The 15614-nt window shown below is 38.9% G+C and carries 14 protein-coding genes and 2 pseudogenes; 7 read left to right on the top strand and 9 right to left on the bottom strand.

The window, feature by feature from the left end; genetic code table 11:
• Nucleotides 1–28 precede the first annotated feature (28 nt).
• The gene (locus MSBRW_RS16410) at nt 29–532 is read right to left on the bottom strand and encodes a hypothetical protein (protein WP_011306658.1); all 504 of its coding nucleotides are present in this window, start codon (nt 530–532) and stop codon (nt 29–31) included.
• A gap of 321 nt (nt 533–853) precedes the next feature.
• Between MSBRW_RS16410 and MSBRW_RS16405 the strand changes: the two genes are divergently transcribed.
• The 4 genes and pseudogenes from MSBRW_RS16405 (at nt 854) to MSBRW_RS24505 (ending at nt 7076) form a co-directional block, all read left to right on the top strand.
• A complete protein-coding gene (locus MSBRW_RS16405) occupies nt 854–3721 on the top strand; it encodes a DEAD/DEAH box helicase (protein ID WP_011306659.1) in 2868 nt (955 codons plus the stop codon).
• 259 nt (nt 3722–3980) lie between these two features.
• Nucleotides 3981–4274: pseudogene (locus tag MSBRW_RS16400) on the top strand (DEAD/DEAH box helicase); the annotation flags it as partial.
• An 871-nt stretch (nt 4275–5145) separates the two neighbouring features.
• Nucleotides 5146–6111, top strand: a complete 966-nt coding sequence (locus tag MSBRW_RS16395) for a carbohydrate binding domain-containing protein (RefSeq protein ID WP_011306660.1) — start codon at nt 5146–5148, stop codon at nt 6109–6111.
• Nucleotides 6112–6560: 449 nt separating this feature from the next.
• On the top strand, nt 6561–7076 hold the full coding sequence (locus tag MSBRW_RS24505; protein ID WP_011306661.1) for a hypothetical protein: 516 nt from the start codon (nt 6561–6563) through the stop codon (nt 7074–7076).
• Here the strand turns inward: MSBRW_RS24505 and MSBRW_RS16385 are convergent.
• From MSBRW_RS16385 to MSBRW_RS23080, 4 genes and pseudogenes are all read right to left on the bottom strand, one after another.
• Nucleotides 7028–8041 (bottom strand): ABC transporter ATP-binding protein, encoded by a 1014-nt coding sequence (locus MSBRW_RS16385; RefSeq protein ID WP_011306662.1) that lies wholly within the window; start codon nt 8039–8041, stop codon nt 7028–7030. The genes MSBRW_RS24505 and MSBRW_RS16385 overlap by 49 nt on opposite strands.
• Before the next feature lie 59 nt (nt 8042–8100).
• Nucleotides 8101–8793, bottom strand: coding sequence for a GTP-binding protein (locus MSBRW_RS16380; protein ID WP_011306663.1), 693 nt, complete (start codon nt 8791–8793; stop codon nt 8101–8103).
• Complete coding sequence (locus tag MSBRW_RS16375; protein ID WP_011306664.1) at nt 8790–10022, bottom strand: ABC transporter substrate-binding protein; 1233 nt, start codon at nt 10020–10022, stop codon at nt 8790–8792. Before MSBRW_RS16375 ends, MSBRW_RS16380 begins: the two co-directional genes overlap by 4 nt.
• A gap of 350 nt (nt 10023–10372) precedes the next feature.
• A pseudogene (locus tag MSBRW_RS23080) lies at nt 10373–10686 on the bottom strand (hypothetical protein); the annotation flags it as partial.
• Nucleotides 10687–10983: 297 nt separating this feature from the next.
• Between MSBRW_RS23080 and MSBRW_RS16365 the strand changes: the two are divergent.
• Together MSBRW_RS16365 and MSBRW_RS22665 are read left to right on the top strand one after the other, a co-directional pair.
• Entirely contained in the window at nt 10984–11496 is a 513-nt protein-coding gene (locus tag MSBRW_RS16365; RefSeq protein WP_011306665.1) for a hypothetical protein, read from the top strand.
• 160 nt (nt 11497–11656) lie between these two features.
• Nucleotides 11657–11782 carry a nucleotidyltransferase domain-containing protein gene (locus MSBRW_RS22665; protein ID WP_011306666.1) on the top strand — a complete coding sequence of 42 codons (126 nt, stop codon included), beginning with the start codon at nt 11657–11659 and terminating at the stop codon, nt 11780–11782.
• 39 nt (nt 11783–11821) lie between these two features.
• Here MSBRW_RS22665 and MSBRW_RS16360 read toward each other — a convergent pair whose 3' ends face one another.
• Entirely contained in the window at nt 11822–12244 is a 423-nt protein-coding gene (locus MSBRW_RS16360) for a protease inhibitor I42 family protein (protein WP_011306667.1), read from the bottom strand.
• Between the two features lie 465 nt (nt 12245–12709).
• Here MSBRW_RS16360 and MSBRW_RS16355 point away from each other — a divergent pair, with 465 nt between their 5' ends.
• Nucleotides 12710–13228: a DUF3267 domain-containing protein gene (locus tag MSBRW_RS16355; RefSeq protein WP_230669816.1), complete on the top strand. Its 519-nt coding sequence runs from the start codon at nt 12710–12712 to the stop codon at nt 13226–13228.
• A gap of 192 nt (nt 13229–13420) precedes the next feature.
• Here MSBRW_RS16355 and MSBRW_RS16350 read toward each other — a convergent pair whose 3' ends face one another.
• The 3 genes from MSBRW_RS16350 to MSBRW_RS16340 form a co-directional block, all read right to left on the bottom strand.
• Complete coding sequence (locus tag MSBRW_RS16350) at nt 13421–13816, bottom strand: YkvA family protein (protein ID WP_011306669.1); 396 nt, start codon at nt 13814–13816, stop codon at nt 13421–13423.
• Between the two features lie 107 nt (nt 13817–13923).
• Entirely contained in the window at nt 13924–14313 is a 390-nt protein-coding gene (locus tag MSBRW_RS16345; RefSeq protein ID WP_011306670.1) for a hypothetical protein, read from the bottom strand.
• A 235-nt stretch (nt 14314–14548) separates the two neighbouring features.
• On the bottom strand, nt 14549–15475 hold the full coding sequence (locus MSBRW_RS16340) for an NADP-dependent oxidoreductase (RefSeq protein ID WP_011306671.1): 927 nt from the start codon (nt 15473–15475) through the stop codon (nt 14549–14551).
• Nucleotides 15476–15614: the final 139 nt, after the last annotated feature.

The raw sequence follows: 15614 nt of genomic DNA, 5'->3' as shown, positions 1-15614 counted from the left end.
CCCGGCGGTGAATAGTGCATCATTTATTTCATGGATAAACAACGCTTAGGTCCAATGGATTACTGGTTGTCATATCTATGTCGATGTATAGTACCAAGCCTATTAAATCCTCTGAAATAGTTTGGGTCCTGATGATATTATTATCTAATGTAACTACAATTTCTCCTTCAGATACTGGTGTAACTGGAAATTGGTCTTTTATAGTTTCTCCAGGAACTGAGGTATATGATTCGCTAAATACAGAGGTATTTTTTGAGTCAAGTAGTTCTACATTGACTTCATGATTTGCATTACCCCAATTATTTATGAAAAACGAATTAGAATTATCGCTCACACTATTGTTTTCTTCTCCATTATTGTTTTCTTCTTCATTATTGTTTTCTTCTTCATTATTGTTTTCTTCGCCAATAAGAGAGTTGTTTTCTTCTTTGCCAGTAGGAGAGTTATGATGCATAGATGGGTTTATAATAACAATCCCTACTAACAAAAGGCATATGACTGCAACTATAATTAAATATTTTTTCCCTGACATTTGATTCCTTAATTAAGTTTATTAAATATGTTTTTGTATTCAAACCTTTATATAGATTACGTACCTTGAAAATAAATTATGTAATCTCACCTTCAGCTCTGTCTAACTTTTAATCTTATATTTTTAGCATAAATTAATTTATATATTTTAATGCCAATATAATTCCTTACATTTTTCTTGCATTCTTCTCCTCGCTTTTCTATTTGCCTCACTCACTTTATTTCCATGCTTGAATAGAAACATTGCTTTCATAGAAACATTTATACTGATGCCAACTAACACAACAATTGAATGATTTAACCAAAAACTGATTACAAAAACATGTCGTTTCACAACATCTTTAACACTTTTCACCCAAAGATTCAGGAAGCCATCAAAACTCTTGGCTTTACAAAACCCACAGAACCTCAGGAAAGGTCATTTCCTCACATAATGGATGGAAAGCATACTCTTTTGATAGCTCCGACGGGTTCAGGCAAGACCGAATCAGCTGTGTTGCCGGTTTTTGACAATATCTTGAAAAAAAAGCCGGAAGCCAGAAAGGGAATTTCTGCCCTTTATATAACTCCATTGAGAGCACTTAACAGGGATATGCTTTCTCGTATTGAAATCCTCGGGCAGTTGCTCGACATCAAAGTTCAGGTTCGGCATGGGGATACTCCGCAAAGTGAAAGACAGCGCCAGTCAAAAAATCCACCTGATGTACTGATCACTACTCCTGAGACCTTGCAGGCAATGTTTACCGGCTCCCGCCTGCGCCAGAACCTCGAAACCGTGACTCATGTCGTGATAGATGAAATCCATGAACTTGCAGGTTCAAAACGTGGAACTCAGTTGGCTGTTGGGCTTGAGAGGCTTGTAGAAATTTCAGGAGAGTTCCAGAGAATCGGGCTTTCTGCGACAGTCGGGAACCCCTGGGAAATTTCAAAGTTCCTGGCAGGCAATGGAAGGGATTTCACTGTAATTGAGGTAGCCCTGTTGAAACTGCTTGAGTTCGATGTGGTCAACCCTCAGGTTTCAGAAAAGGGAAAAATACGGGAAAAAGAAGTCCTGAAAATTGCAAAAGCAGTTGGCTGCGAGCCTGAATTTGCCTCTCATCTGCTCTGCATCCGGAAAATTGTCGAAGATAGCCAGTCGACTCTTATTTTTGTAAATACGCGGCAGAGTGCCGAAGCTCTAGCTGCCGGTTTTCGGAAACTCGGTACATCCATAGGGGTACACCATGGCTCGCTTTCTTTTGAAGCTCGTGTGGAGGCTGAGGAAGCCTTCAAATCCGGAGCCCTGAAAGGCCTTATCTGTACCTCGTCAATGGAACTTGGAATCGATATAGGAAACGTCGACCGGGTGGTCCAGTACGGGTCTCCACGCCAGGTTTCAAGGCTGCTCCAGAGAGTCGGAAGAGCAGGGCATAAGCTGCATTCTGTTTCACGCGGCACTATTGTTTCTATGGAAGTCGATGATACTGCAGAAAGTATGGCAATTACGAAAGCTGCACTGGAAGGCAGGGTGGAAGAGGTTTCTCCGCATATAAAATCCCTGGATGTCGTGGCAAATCAGATTGCAGGCATGGTTATGGATTTCGGGGAGATTGAAATTGATAAAATCCTAAGAATTCTTCAACGGACATACCCATTCCGGGATCTGCAGCTTGAAGAACTGCAAAGGGTTGTGGACCAGATAGGGGACTACAAACTGATATGGCATGAAAAAGGTTCAAACATTGTCAAGAGGCGTAGGAAAAGTCGGGAATACTATTACGAAAACCTTTCCATGATTCCGGACGAAAAAAAGTACGAAATCTACGATATTGTAAGCGGAAAATCAGTCGGCGTGCTGGACGAAGCTTTTGTTGTTAATTTTGCAGAGCCGGGTGCCATTTTCATAACAAAAGGCTATATGTGGCGGGTCGTTGAGATGCCTGACCGCGAGCAGGGGAAGGATAGGATCAAAGTCGAGCCCGTGGAAGGCACGGGTGAGGTTCCGAGCTGGACCGGCGAAGAAATTCCTGTGCCTTTTGAGGTCGCTCAGGATGTAGGAAAACTAAGGGCGGAAATTGCAGCTTTTATCCGCGCAGAACTTGATGATGACGCTATTGCCGAACAGCTTCAGGCAAAATATCCGGTAACAAGAAATGCTGTGCTCGAATTAATCCGCCTGGTACGCGAACACGTAGAAGGAGGCTTCCCACTTCCTGATGCAGAGACGATTGTGATCGAAGACGAAGGAGATGCTGTGACTCTGAATGCCTGTTTCGGCCATAACACAAACGGCACCCTTGCTAGAGTCCTGACCTCGCTTCTTTCAGCCCGCTTTGGGAGCAGTGTTGCCCAGGAAGTCGACCCCTACAGGATAAAGCTGACCCTTCCGCGCCGGGTAGGCTCTTTCCAGATCCGAGACATGCTTCTCTCCCTCCGCCCTGAACACGTTGAGCCGATTATAGAAATGACCCTGAAAAATACAACGCTGATGAAATGGAAAATGGTACACGTTGCCAGAAAATTCGGAGCCCTTTCCCGGGACATTGACTACGACCGGATCAGCATGAAAAAGCTGCTGGAAATCTACCAGGGCTCTTCAATGTACGACGAGGTAATCCGCGAAATCTTCCACGACCTGCTTGACGTCCCGAGGACAAAAGAAGTCCTTAAAAAACTTGCAGCCGGCGAGATTTCAGTTGAAGTTTCCCTGCCAACCCCGATAGGTTCAGCCGGTTTTGCCATGAAAAAAGACCTGGTCGCACCGGAGAAAGCCGACCGTTCAATCGTGCTTGCACTTAAGGAACGCATTATGAACGACAGAATTATTTTATTCTGTACGAACTGCAAGAAATGGACTTCCCGCCGGCAGGTCAAGAACGTCCCTGAAGAAATCGTCTGCCCGGTCTGCGAATCCAGGATGATTGCAGCTCTCAAACCCTGGGAAGAAGAGGAAATCAACCTTGTCAAAAAACAGGCAAAAAAGGTCAAGGTTACCCCCGAAGAAAAGAAACGTATACAGAGAGTTTACAGAAACGCAAGCATAGTACACTCGCAGGGAAAAAAGGCGGTTATTGCGCTTGCGAGCAGAGGGGTTGGGCCTGAAACGGCGTCAAGGGTTATTGAAAAGATGAGGGTGGACGAAGAGGCATTTTACAGGGATATTCTGGTTGCAGAGAGGAATTATGTGAAGACGAAGAAGTTCTGGGAATGAAAAATAGGATATAATTTGTGCTGGTGCACGATTGAATGTAAAAATATGAGTACTGAAATAAATGCATGTTAAATAGCAGTAGATAATAGCACTTATATAATCGCTCCTAAATATTATATAGCAAAGACATCTGACATAATCACTTTATAATGTATACCATTTTTCGCCCTCCGTCTACAATAATCAGATGTCTTTATTCCCCAATTCAATTTTCTTTTTTGTTTATTTATGATTTGAATCCGTTTGCTACTCTAAATACAAGATGATTGCAGCCCTCAAACCCTGGGAAGAAGAGGAAATCAAGCTTGTCATAAAACAGGCAAAAAAGGTCAAAGTCTCTCCCGAAGAAAAGAAACGTATACAGAGCTACCGGAACGCCAGCATTGTGAACTCGCAGTGGAAAAAAGCTGTTATTGCACTTGCGAGCAGGGGAGTTGGGCCTGAAAACGCATCAAGGGTGATTGAAAAGATGAGAGTGGATGAAGAGGCATTTTACAGGGATATCCTGATTGCGGAGAGGAATTACGTGAAGACGAAGAAGTTCTGGAAATAAGAGAAAATGAACGAATAAATAAGAAGTAATAGCCATTGTACAGGATAGTCTACCGAAGTTAGAAATTAAACTTATCATTTGATATCTTATAAGATTCTCGCTATTTTGCGCGGGTAAATTGCATTAATCCTGACCTCCGTCTTTTTAGGCTCATACATGCTTTTCCACAAATATGCAAAGTCAGTTGATTGCAATTTAGAGATTCTACCTTGTATATGATGCGCTTAATTTTAAGTGCATAAGTCAACATCAAGCGACGTTTATGCGCTTAAAAATGCGGAGCTAAGGATTAATCCTCTCAATATCAAGGCAGGATATCTAAAATTTAGAAACACTTATGGTCGGCAATCCTATTCAAGATTGATTTTTTTGGTCCAGATACTTTCTTACGGAGCAATTGTTTTCAACCCACACAACACAGCGAAGAACTAGCAAGTAATTATTAAAATCTTCATAAACAGAGGACACACATAGAATTCCCAATCAAGGATTTGAGAAATAACTATAATAAAAATATAATAAAACAGTTCTTTCTGGTTCATTGGGTAAGAATTTTTCTTCACTTCTGCATAGTAGATGTTCACTTTATATAATTCGAATACTTGAAAGGAGGTCTAGCGTCGTTTTTGGAGCGGTGACATTAATATACTCAATTGTTTGCAGTAGGTTATATCAGTGCAATTATGATTGGCTTGAGTCAATGATTTCTACAAAGCTAATAAGTAGAGCAGAAAAGGAATCTGATCAATACATTCTAAAATTATATGTGTAATAATTGGACATCATATTAATTAAAACTATTTTTATATAATTCTTAAAAAAATCAAAATGTTTTTATCGGCTTTTTCCTTTTTTTATTAGAGGAGGATATATGAAAAGCATAAAAGAGTTTAATTTAGTGGAAAAACTTGCCACTGTAATCACAATACTTGTCGGAGTGGTAGGTATATATACTGTGTTTATCACAACGGGTTTCGGGATCTCCGTATCTCCTATAAGTGGTGATACAATTCCGGGTGGGGCTCCCATACAAACAACAATTATTGTTAAGGATGAAAGTCCAATCATACATCACTATAATAATGAAGTTATTCTCACATCAAATAATCTTCCAAATGGAATTTCAGTTACTTTTTCACCCAAGAAGGGTCAACCTACCTATATGTCATATCTAATAATAAATGTAGATAGTACGGTGCCACCAGGTGATTATGTTATTGAAATCACAGGTACATCACAAAACGGGAGGGAAAAAACCTGTAAGTATATGCTCAATGTTAAACCTGGTTCAGGGGATTCTAATATAAATACGGAGCCAACAGGTAGCAGTGAATTTCAGGAGACGATTGATGAAAACATAATTGATTCTATGGACAGTGCTTCTGGCTGGCTTCCTTTTGATGAAAAAATGGGATCTACGGAAAAAGTGAATTCCGTATCAGGGATGGAAAATGAAGCTATCGAAATAGCCTACAATCTTAAGAAAGATGGATTTGTGGGGATTTCTAAAAATATTGATTCTGAAATACTAACAGATGGAAAAGGAATAAGGTTTTACTACAAACTTAGTGGTGAGCCGAATACAATTCAGATCAAACTTATAGATAAAGACGGATCACAATTCGGAATATACTTTGCACAAACAAAAGCTGTAGGTGACTGGACACCAGTAGAAATCTCCTATAGTAATTTTGATTTATGGGGTTCTGAATCGGATAAAAGCCTGAACCTGAAAAACATTGAAAAATTAGAATTTGTTGTTGCAAACAAGCCCGAATTGGGAGATTCTCCAGGCTCTGGAAGTGTCTTTATCGATAAGATTGAAGTGATTGAATAATAACATCTATCTCTATATTTATTTCAGCTAAATTCCCCGCAGAAAACTGCGGGGGTAGGCAATGAAATTTGTAGTGGGGCATCAGCGCAACTTTGATTTGAGCTCATCCAAAAAACGTATTTATTTTTCTTATTGGATATTCATGTTTATCTTTCCTTTTTGGCATATCTTTTATTTTCTTATATCTGTTGAATTCAAAATGGAATTCCAAAACCCAGATTTTACTTTATTGATCGAACGGGATGAAGATATGTATAGGTTGCAAGGGTTCCTGAAATCTCGGGTTTCTATACGCAAGGAAAAACAGTTGAGCAGGCTATGGAACGTATAAGAGAAGCAATAAAGGTCTGTCTTGGAGCTGAAGAACTTGAAAATATCACGGACGGCGCAATGGGGAGATTTTGATGGCGCCGTGGTGGAAATATAATAAAAAAGTGATTTAAAACAGGTTGCTTTTAAACTTAGAAATCTCGATATACTCTCTTTCTCGAATCGACGTTGATAATAATTATGATAATCTCTTCATAGTCAATCCGATAAAGAATCCTGAAATCTCCAACTCTTATTCTAAAAAGCTTTTCGCTGGTGCCGTAGATTTTTTTGGAATCATGGAGAAAAGGGTCTTCAGCGAGTTTTTCAGTGGCTTTGATGATTCTCTGGCTGTTTTTGGAATCGAATTTTTTGATGAAATTCTTTCAGGCGTGTCCAGAAAAATCTCAAACATATTAGAGTCCCAGTTCTTTCTTGAAATCCGAAAGGGATGTCAGTTTTTCTTTTTTATGGTGCTCATAGCTTTTATCTACGAGCTTTCTTTCCTTATCAGTGAGTATACAGTCTATGTCTACCATATGATCTCTTATGTCTGTCAGTTGTTTTTTGATAGAATCGAGTTCCTTTTTATCCCGACGAAATTAAGCTACACCAGAAAGTCACTAAGGTCGATTTCTTCACCCATTCTCAACTGATTTCGGAGAAGAGTAAGTTTGCTGTCTATTTTTTCGAGGCTTTTCAGGTATTTTTTCTCATCCGGTGTGGTTTTTATCAGTTTTGAAATCCCGCCATTTTGAATGACCAGTCGCTGGTCTGCCGACAGAGCTAGAAGAGGATCGTGAGTACTGATTAAAACAATCTTGTTATTACTTACCAGAAGTTCCAGAGATCTAACCTTGTCGACGCCTGCATTCTCAATCTCATCGATCAGGACAACAGATGCCGGACTGAGAAGTGCAGTATCTGCAATCATCAGAGCGCGGGACTGTCCCCCCGAGAGCTCTGTAACAGGAGTTTCCCTGCTGAAAGGCTCTCCTGCCAGGATGTTTGCAGTATCATATATTTTCTGAACAATACGGGATACCTCGTCAACCATACGGCTCTCGGCATGCATGGTCAGAAACTCCTCGACACTGAGATCCATAACAAAATTCATGTTCTGTGAAAGCTGCGCGATAAAACGTCCCTCAGTCGAGAAACGCTCCTCATCATCTGGAGCCTGGCCATTAACCAGTATTTTTCGGCCTGTAGGAGTATCCTCCTGAGCCAGAGATTCAATATCAGCCAGAAGACGTGACTTGCCTGATCCTGTCGGACCGACAATTGCTGTCACTTCACCTTTTTTTAGATTTACCGAAAAGGCTTCTTTTTCACCATTCTTATTATGTCCTGGGAGCACTGTAAGGGATTCGACTGTGGACCCGCTGCCCTGTTGAAGAGCTCTTGCCTGCTCAATAAATAGAAAGAAACCATCAATAAAGGCGAGAGAGCTGCTCCCCATTTCGATAAAATAATCTTCACCAGGTATCGAACCCAGTTCTTCCAGTTTACTGTTCCCGAATTGCACAGGATCAATTGCAAATGCAGAGAAATAATCCTCTATCCAGGGCATCATCTCCCTGAGTTCATTTATCGTCATATGAAGTAAATCTGTCCGCAAGCTCTTCTTCTCCCTTTAATCTATTCTTCTTCCTTCAATCTATTCTCCTCTGAAATTTATTATTCTCCTCTGAAATTTACCAGCTTTGAAACGCCAATCTGCCTGTCATCCCCGATTTTTCTCTCTCCAAGACAGTATGAACATAGAGCTCCTGGCATGGTAAATCGAAGTGTAGCTCCCTGAAGGGTTTCCAATGTAGAGGCTTTTTCCACAAGTTTTGCAAGATAGAAACTACCCTGTCCTGTAACACCATTAATCTGGACTATCATTCCTCTGGGATTAACCTGTCTGACCCTGTATGCAAAGACCTCACGTTCTGCCTGGGAAACAATGTCTCCTTTAGTAATAACAACAATGTCTGCAAGTTTTAACATGGGGCCGATTTTTTTAGGTGTGTTGACACCACTCAGGTTATCAATAACACAGATTGCCAGAACATCTTTAATATGGGGAGAACAGCGGTTGCAAAGACCTGCACTCTCGGTAATCAGAAAATCAAACTTCTTCTCTTTGGCCCATCTGAGGGCTTCTTCAATATTGCTTACAAAAAAGTGGTCAGGACAGAGTCCTCTAGAGAGACCGGTCTTGACCGGAATATTGTGAGCTGAATAGAGCTCCTCATCCTGAGCCGAGAGGCAGTCAAATTTTACCACACCAATTGTGAAACCCTTTTGTCTAAGTTCTTCGATGGCCTTGATAATGATGCTGGTTTTTCCTGAGGATGGAGGGCCTGCTACCGTAACAAGCCTCACACAATACCTCCAGTTTCATAGAACTGTTTATTGAAAACTCCTTCAAGCTCTTTTTTAAGTGCTCCTATGTCATTGTTCATCAGGAAGTCCCAGCCCAGCCAATAGAGTTTGGTTCCTTCAAGATTGTTTTCAACTTTAGGATTTGTTGTCGGGAAAAAAGCTCTGGTAGAAATTTTCGCAAATTTTTCTCCACAGAAGAAATCCGTGATCTCCTTAACCCGCTCTGCACCACTTTTTTTAACCAGCATCTGCACAGGGCTTACAATAGCACCTTCCAAAGGTATATTGATTGTTATCCTGGATTTGTCTTGAATTTTTTTAGCAAAGAAGTAAGGCATGATATACATGGGTGGTACATCATCTCTTTTGCTGTCTATCATTTTAACCATCTCGGATGGATGGATTCCTGTATATACTGACGAAGCAAGCTTTTTAATTCCTTCCATTCCGTACAGCCGGTAGAACGGGAGCAATACTCCATTACAGAAAAAGCCGTCCTGTCCCCGCATAACAACCTTGTTCCGGTACTCCTCTTTTAAGATGTCTTCCCAGGACTCCGGTTTGCTATCATCCTTCATGAGTTCATCTATTGTAACCAGAACAAGAAGGTTTGCAGAGATCATGGTAAACTGTCCACGAGGGTCGGCAAAACCAATGGATTCAAAATTACTGTTCATTGGGGATGAATTAAGATTTATAAAATATTCCTTATTGAGAAAATTCTCTTGAAAAGATTTATGGTAAAAGCTGTTAATATCAGAGCTGATGATTATATCTGGAAGTTCGTCAATCGATGTAACCGAATCAATATAGGCATAATAAGATAGCTCATGATTGACATTACCTTCGACAAGAGAATGGAGTATATTATTCATTTGTCGGCTGTATTCAGCTGAAAAGTCATCAAATGCACGGGTAAAGGGCATCTTCATGCCGCAGGGCAAAAGAGCAAGAAGGGTCAGCTCCTTTTGTCGTTCCGGGGAATCTGCAAGGGTAAAATCTCCTTTTGCTTCGTTGGCCACAACAGCCTGATTCAAGAGCTCAATAAAAGAGTCTTTATTCACAGATACCATTGATAGGGCTGTTTTCAATTTTAGTAAAGGGCCAAGTTTTTCGAGAACTTCCTTATTCTCAAATTTATCCATCCCATGCTGTTTGAATATTTTTAGCAAAAATGGATATTCGCTTAAGATCTGGTATATACTCATTGTTTCATCAATTGCTGTCATATCATTCCGCCTGATATACCTTTGAGTAGTATTTTATCTCCCTTTATGATATCCAAATTAAATTTTTAGAGGGTATTTCCATTGAGGTAAACTTACGTTATCAAATCTTATCAATTCCACATTTACACTAACCCTTGTTTTTGTTCTGTTTTGTGGAATCTCAGTTATTCCAATAATTATACAAACATATAAATATTGTTATCTCGGAAGCTATATTCCTACAATATCACTAAATTAGCTCATCACTTGCTCCATTATAATTTGATAAACATTTGACTCCCACGTAATTTGCAAACAAATTTGGATTTTTGACACCATTTTGCAAGTTCGCAAGCAAACCAATTGATATGCTACAAAATTACGCTACAAAATTCATCAGAACATAGAGCCTCATACTTTTTTATCTCTAAACTTTTCTTATCTCTAAACTTTTCTCTGTTTACATGCGGATCCAATGCTTGAATTTCATATACTTCATTATCGTTTTAAAAGTTCTTTGAATTCCATATCTATACAGAACTACTGTCAATAAATCTGATGTATTTTCTGCCAATACAGTACTCCAACGCAACTGTGTATATTTAGCCATCTTTTAAGGATAAGCGGTTGAATTTCTTACATGAAAATAGATTCTTCTGCTAATGATCAGCGTCAGCATTGCTGTCTATAACGTTCTTTTTATTATTCTTTTTATTATTCTTTTTATTATTCTTTTTATTATTCTTTTTATTATTCTTTTTATTATTCTTTTTATTATTCTTTTTATTATTCTTTTTATTATTCTTTTTATTATTCTTTTTATTATTCTTTTTATTATTCTTTTTATTATTCTTTTTATTATTCTTTTAAAAACGTATACAGGAGATGAATTTTATGTTATTCGATGATGCATGAATGGAAATCTTATAATACATCTTTTCTAAATTTATATAGTATATAATGGATTTTTAGGGGAGTGTATATGAAAAAATACATCTACTTCACATTATTTATTTTACTAGTTGTACTGATTATCGTGGGTTTCACCGGATCACAAAACGGTGAAAATGCTTCTCAGGCTCAACCAACTTCACCTCTAAACACCTTCAAGTCAGCCTACCAGGATATTGCGTGGGGAACTAATGTCCAGAAGCATTTGAAAATACTTAAAACAGATCTTGACGGTGTATCTAACGCTACAAATAATTCTGATTATACCATGCTTGCAGTGTATGCACAATACATAGTAAATGATACTCAGAGCGCCATTCAGGAAAATGATCAATATATCGTATCTCCAAAACTCCAGGATGCGCAGAAAGAATGGAGGTTGGCTCTTCAGGACTATAACTCTGCAGGTCAGTTTTTGTTGCAGGGAGCAAATGAAGCGAAAAATGGCACTGTAGGAGCTGAGAATTTCCAAAAGGCCAGAACACTTCGCAGTTCCGGTACAGATCACCTTCAGAAAGCGTCTGAATTAGCAGGAATAACATAAAATGTTTCTTTTTGAGGTCGGGAGAAAGTATAGAAAAACTGTTGTTCTTGCGTAGGGCTCTGTTTTCTCCTTCAATGGTCTTCATTTTTAACTTCAGCATACCTTTAAATGATCACAAAGAAAATGTACTTACATAGAAAATGCTGCCCCGGAAAAAGACTTGTTCGAAAATTTCTCTTTCCTTGAAAAAGGCGGAGCAACGAAGATAGCTGTTTTTGGCTCTTATGCAAGGAGGAGAAGAAAGCCGAAAAGCGATACAGATATCATTCAACTGAGTTTTACATAACGTAAAAAGAGATAAAAGATTTTAGATTGAGAATTTGGCTTAGACCACTACAATATTAAGTTTGAAATTCTGTTCCTGGCCTGTTTCTGGCTCCCAGGATCTTTTGTATATTGCGTTTACCTGTTGATTGCCTTTAGCTACACCTTCAATTCTCCATAAACGGAACCCACCGGCACCAATAACAAAATTATTTTCCGAAGATTCGAAGGGGTGGTATTTGTCCGAGAGCTGGTTTAGTCCGTTACTTAGCCTGAGTTGCCAGGAATAACCTGTGCTCGGATTTTCTTTAAGCTTCAGGAAAAAAGCGTGTCCTTCTTTAATATATATGGTATTTCCGTTGTCACTTTCGGTTATCATCTTATTTTGACTTTCTATGTCTGGTTTAGCACATACAGCCGCTGGAAGCGTTGCCAGAACTAAACATGCAATCAAAACTGTTATCCCATGTACAAATTTTGACATTGTATTACCCTCCACTCACAGCAATATATTTACTGACGATCTCAGTTACACATATTTACTTTTCATCTCTCTAACATTTAATCGGATTTTCAAAATCGGATTTTCAAAACTCAGATTTATTCCGGTATATCATACTGCAATCAATCAAAAGCATGGAAATTAAAAGTTGATATTGCTGGTGAATATATAATATGAGTAGAATAAATTTTCCTTAAAATAGATAATTCTAGAAAACATGGACGATAATTTACTACATTATGATGGAGGCTATTCCTTTATAATGCGAAACTAAGATAGACTTTCAGTATACTGATATTAATGTAAAAAAGAGGCGGTATTATCCGGTTAAGAAAAAAGTTACCTCAAACAAATCTTGAAAGGCACTCCGAGCTAATTGCAAATAACTGGATACAGCTACGTGAGCCTCGAAATCTTGCGTCTTCTATGTTCGCAGCAGTCCCTTTAATGATCCTGAGCTCTCTGCTTTCTTTTAAAATCATTGAAATATTTTCGCCTTTCTCTTTAGCAGATTTTGGTGTTACTCCCTCGCAAATATCGGTAACCATAGGCTTACAAGACCTTGTGTTCTTTATCGGGTTGAGTGCAGTTATTATTTTCATTCATGAATTTCTTCATCTTATCTTTGTTCCAGATTTTCTAACCTCAGAAAAAACTTTTTTAGGAATTACTTATTTTGGTGGATTTGCTTATTCGGAGGAAGTACTGTCTAAATCAAGATTCATTCTTATCTTACTGGCACCATTTGTTGTAATCTCTATAATACTACCTGGAATTTTGGGAGTCCTGAATTTATTGAATCCTCTGGTAAAATTTATGATATTAGCAAGTGCAATGGGTTCCGGTGTGGATATGCTGTCTCTGGTCTTGATACTAATTCAGGTGCCTGCAGGTGCGTATTTAACTTGCAATGGAATGAGAACTTACTGGAAAAAAACAGATACAATCATTCCCGGAAGTACCTGAGGATGTATAATCTTAAGGTAGACAGAAGATAAATAGATAGATAAATAAATAGATCGGTAGATAGATAGATAGATAGATAGATAGATAAATTTATTCCAGCCAGGATTTATGCACTTGAAGTATGAAATCAAAAATAATAAACGTTTTTCTTAAACTTATATTCCAGGCAGTTAAAGCTTCAATATTGGTTTTTCAGTTACTATAATTTTTCCAGGCTCTATAATTTTCCAGGTCGTCTCTAATAAAATTAAGTGAAAAAACAAGCACAGCGACATCATCCACAAGTCCAATTAAAGGAAAAACGTCTGGAATGATGTCAACTGGACTTATTAAGTACAGAAAAGCGAATATTAGCAATATTGTGGTTTTCTTTGGAAGCGGGTATCTCCCTTTAAAAGAATCTAATAACATAGAAAACAATAGTCCTAAATAATACCAGATATTTCTGAAATCTGTTGAACGATAACGATAGTCTCTTACTTCTTCAGGAAAACCCAGGTCAGTGTCAGAAGTTTTTTCTGGGCTAATGTTAAAGTGTTCTAAATTTGCGTCAACCGGTTTCGTTCTGAGATTATTGATTTTATCCAATAATTATCCCCCAATCTTATATTACTTCAATTGTATTTATTACTTCAATTGTATTTATTACTTCAATTGTATTTATTACTTCAATTGTATTTTAGTCATTGCAATTCTTAATTATCAAGTTTCTCAATTTCCATATAAACCGTTCCGGGGTTGAGTGGTTTGGCGTGCACATGATAAATCCCGCTTTCTTTCACAGTAAATTCGGGGTTTTCAGGAAGATAGCTCTTTCTTGGCTGGGTCAATACAAACGTGTTTTGGAGTACAATGTACGAATCTTTACTTATTGTCACATTTACTTTCTCGGGACCATTGGGATTATCAATCCAGAATTTATAGGTTGCACCTTCTGTGAGGTTAACTTGAAAATCAGATTCTTGAGATACCGATTCTAGAAGGACACGATTTCCACCTTCCTGAAATGAATTTATTATATAAAAAAGAGCAATGAGTATATAAAGCGGAATAAGACTCCTGGATTTTTTAGATTGTTCTGGCATTTATCTCCCCCACTCGACAGTTAAGATGCTCAGATCTTTTGAATCAATTCCTTTCACTGAAATTTCTTTTTAATGTATTTCTTTCTCTTACCGAGGAATAAATCATAATTTCACAGGCAGGTCGATGGAGTCCAAAGGACTATATTACCTCTACCTCCAGTATTAGGGTATTGAAGAAATAATTCAAACTTCCATGCTTGCCAGCAATGCTTATGGATAATTGTAGATTCAGGCTTTACTTCGGGTCCTCTGCAATGCGCAGTACAATCTTTCCGCGAGTATGTCCGCTTTCACTCATTTCATGCGCTTTTTGTGCATCGGCCAAAGGAAGCACGGTCGTTACAATAGGCTTGATTTTTCTTTCGTCTATTATAGCTGCTATTTGAGCGAGTTCTTTTCCGTCAGCCTGGGTAATGAGCCTTTCTGCCCGCACTCCGTGTTTTTGTGGTGTTCCTTCGGGAATGCTGGCTACAGTTGTCACCAGGAATCCTCCGGGTTTTAACACGCCCCAGGATCTTTCGAACGTGTCTCCCCCAATCGTATCAAGTACTACGTCAAGATTACTCACAATCTCCTCAAACTGCTGGTTCCTATAGTCAATTACTTCATCGCAACCTATGCTTTTCAAGAATTCTGCATTTTTACTCGACGCGGTACCTATAACGTATGCCCCTTTCCATTTGGCGAACTGGACTGCAAAAGTTCCAACTCCTCCAGAAGCACCATGAATGAGCACTGATTGCCCTTTTTCGAGTCCGGCAATATCGAAAAGTGACTGCCAGGCAGCCAGGCCAGCAGTTGGAATAGCAGCACTTTCAATAAATCCGATACTTTTGGGTTTTTGAGCTATCTGTGTAGAATTGACAACTATATATTCAGCATATCCCCCCTGCCCTGCAGATGCTTTACCAAAAACTTCGTCTTCAGGCTGGAAGGAATCAACACCTTGCCCTATCGCATCCACAACACCTGCAACATCCGATCCCATAGTCATCGGCAAGGGCAGTTCCATATAGCCTCTACGTATCTTCCAATCTATTGGGTTGACTCCGGCTGCAATAGCTCTAATCCGAACTTCACCCGGACCTGGTTGAGACTCAGGAATATCCTCATATTTTAGAACGTCGGGCTCCCCAAAATCATGAATCCTTATCGCTTTCAAATTTTCACCTCATAAAGTCTCTTTAACAAGTTCTCTCCCATTATTTTAGTTAAGTGAGTTTTGTTTCAATATTCCCTATTTCCCTAAATATATTACCGATGCTTGTGCATACTGCTTAAAAGTTCCTTACAAAAAGCCC

Source organism: Methanosarcina barkeri str. Wiesmoor, from assembly GCF_000969985.1.
Classification (GTDB): Archaea; Halobacteriota; Methanosarcinia; order Methanosarcinales; family Methanosarcinaceae; genus Methanosarcina; species Methanosarcina barkeri_B.
This window is presented reverse-complemented; position numbering and strand designations above follow the sequence as displayed.

Bases quoted from the DNA above. Each gene is read 5' to 3' on its own strand.
- MSBRW_RS16355 (WP_230669816.1), top strand. From the start codon at position 12,710: ATGATCCTGAGCTCTCTGCTTTCTTTTAAAATCATTGAAATATTTTCG.
- MSBRW_RS16410 (WP_011306658.1), bottom strand. From the start codon at position 532: ATGTCAGGGAAAAAATATTTAATTATAGTTGCAGTCATATGCCTTTTG.
- MSBRW_RS16395 (WP_011306660.1), top strand. From the start codon at position 5,146: ATGAAAAGCATAAAAGAGTTTAATTTAGTGGAAAAACTTGCCACTGTA.
- MSBRW_RS16360 (WP_011306667.1), bottom strand. From the start codon at position 12,244: ATGTCAAAATTTGTACATGGGATAACAGTTTTGATTGCATGTTTAGTT.
- MSBRW_RS16375 (WP_011306664.1), bottom strand. From the start codon at position 10,022: ATGACAGCAATTGATGAAACAATGAGTATATACCAGATCTTAAGCGAA.
- MSBRW_RS16365 (WP_011306665.1), top strand. From the start codon at position 10,984: ATGAAAAAATACATCTACTTCACATTATTTATTTTACTAGTTGTACTG.
- MSBRW_RS16345 (WP_011306670.1), bottom strand. From the start codon at position 14,313: ATGCCAGAACAATCTAAAAAATCCAGGAGTCTTATTCCGCTTTATATA.
- MSBRW_RS16405 (WP_011306659.1), top strand. From the start codon at position 854: ATGTCGTTTCACAACATCTTTAACACTTTTCACCCAAAGATTCAGGAA.